Origin of the sequence: Rudaea sp., from assembly GCF_036383415.1 — a bacterium.
GTDB lineage: Bacteria > Pseudomonadota > Gammaproteobacteria > Xanthomonadales > Rhodanobacteraceae > Rudaea.
Map to the genome: position 1 here is coordinate 1 of NZ_DASVOK010000060.1, position 2,415 is coordinate 2,415.

Below are 2,415 nucleotides of genomic sequence, written 5' to 3' on the forward strand. Positions count from 1 at the left end.
CGCCGTTCCCGGCCGGCTTCGGCCTGTACGGCAAGCCGACGACGATCAACAACACCGAAACCTATGCCTCGGTGCCGACGATCCTCAACAAGGGCGCCGAGTGGTTCCTCGCCCAAGGCAAACCGAACAACGGCGGCCCGAAGATCTTTTCCGTGTCGGGCCACGTCAACAAGCCGGGCAACTACGAGATCAAGCTCGGCACGCCGTTCTCCGAGTTGCTCGAAATGGCCGGCGGCGTGCGCAACGGCAACAAGCTCAAGGCCGTGATTCCGGGCGGCTCATCGATGCCCGTGCTCAAAGCCGAGACGATGATGGGCCTGACGATGGATTACGACGCGATCCAGAAGGCCGGATCGGGCCTCGGCTCCGGAGCGGTCATCATCATGGACGAAACGACGTGCATGGTGCGCGCCTGCCACCGCATCAGCCGCTTCTATTACGCCGAATCCTGCGGCCAGTGCACGCCGTGCCGCGAAGGCACGGGCTGGATGTACCGCATGCTGACACGCATCGTCGAGGGCAAGGCGCAGCTCGGCGATCTCGACATGCTCAAGCAGGCCGCGGGGCAGATCGAAGGTCATACGATCTGCGCGTTCGGCGAAGCTGCAGCCTGGCCGGTGCAGGGCTTCCTGCGCCAGTTCTGGCCCGAGTTCGAGTACTACATCAAGAACGGACGCTCGATCGTCGATGCGCCGATGGGAGTGGCCGCATGAGCGCTCAACCCACAGCCCCCGCCGCGCCGCCCGATTTCGTCAACATCGAAATCGACGGCAAGGCACTGCAGGTGCCGAAGAATTCGATGATCATCGCCGGCGCCGACAAGGCCGGCATTCCGATCCCGCGTTTCTGCTACCACGACAAGCTGCCGATCGCCGCGAACTGCCGCATGTGCATGGTCGAGGTCGAGATGGGCGGCAAGCCGATGCCGAAACCGCAGCCCGCGTGCGCGACGCCCGTCGCCGAGGGCATGAAGATCAAGACCGCATCGCAGAAGGCGCTGTCGGCGCAGCGCAACGTGATGGAATTCCTGCTGATCAACCATCCGCTCGACTGCCCGATCTGCGACCAGGGCGGCGAATGCGAGTTGCAGGATCTGTCGATGGGTTACGGCCGCTCGGTGTCGCGCTTCGTCGAGCGCAAGCGCGTCGTGCCCGACGAGGATCTCGGTCCGCTGATCGAAACCGAGATGACGCGCTGCATCCAGTGCACGCGCTGTGTGCGCTTCATGACCGAGGTCGCGGGCAGCCCCGAACTCGGCGGCATGGGCCGCGGCGAGCATCTGGAGATCGGCACCTACATCGGCAAGACGATCGACAGCGAGCTTGGCGGCAACATCATCGACGTCTGTCCCGTCGGCGCGCTGACCAACAAGGTGTTCCGCTTCCGTGCGCGCCCCTGGGAACTGATCGCGCGCGAATCGATCGGCTACCACGACGCGCTGGCCTCGAACCTCTGGCTGCACACGCGCCGCGGCGAAGTGCTGCGCACGGTGCCGCGCGACAGCGAAGCGATCAACGAATGCTGGCTGTCGGACCGCGACCGTTATTCGCACCAGGGCCTGTACGCGGAAGATCGCGCAACCAAGCCGATGGTGCGCAAGAACGGTGAACTCGTCGAAGTATCGTGGGACGAAGCGATCGCCTTCGTCGCCGACGGGCTGAAGCATAGTGCCGACGTCGGTGCGCTCGTCGCGCCGTATGCTTCGAGTGAGGAAGGCCATCTGCTCGCGCAGATCGTGCGCGGCCTCGGCAGCGACAACATCGACCATCGCCTGCGTGTCGCCGATTTCACCGACGGCGGCCCGACCGGCGCGACCTTCGAAATGCCGGTCGCGCAGATCGAGAAGGCCGGCGCAGTGCTGCTGGTCGGCAGCAATCCGCGCCATGACGCGCCACTGCTCGGCCATCGCATCCGCAAGGCGTGGAAGCACGGCGCGAAGGTGTTCGCGATCAATCCGCTCGATTACGATTTCAATTTCGATTTCCACCTCGGCGGCAAATTCATCGTGCTGCCGTCGCAACTGGCAGGTGAGCTCGCCGCGCTGGTCGCGGCCGCGCGTGAAACTGCTGCGAATGTACCGGCGAATCTCGCCGCCATCGTCGATGCGGCGAAGCCGACCGATGCGCACCGCGCGACGGTGAAGGCGCTACACGACGCGAACGGTTCGCTGCTCGTGTTCGGCAACGACGCCGTGCACCACGCGCAGGCATCGCTGCTGCGCGCTCTCGCGAAGTGCCTCGCGCAGGCGACCGGCAGCGCGTTCAACGAACTCGCCGACGGTGCCAACGCGGTCGGTCTCGCACGCGTCGGAGTGCAGCCGCGCGCGAACGGTCGCAACGCCGCGGCGCTGCTCGCGCAGCCGACCAAAGCGCTGATCACGTATCACCTCGGCGCCGAAGACCCGAGTTCGCCGGC

At 65.5% G+C, this 2,415-nt stretch carries 2 protein-coding genes; both read left to right on the forward strand.

Annotated features, from left to right (window positions below; translation table 11 throughout):
* The coding region (locus tag VF497_RS02045) for an NADH-ubiquinone oxidoreductase-F iron-sulfur binding region domain-containing protein (protein ID WP_330885750.1) at positions 1 to 713 on the forward strand (713 nt) is incomplete at its 5' end.
* The coding region (nuoG, locus tag VF497_RS02050) for an NADH-quinone oxidoreductase subunit NuoG (RefSeq protein ID WP_330885752.1) at positions 710 to 2,415 on the forward strand (1,706 nt) is incomplete at its 3' end. The genes VF497_RS02045 and nuoG, both read left to right, overlap by 4 nt.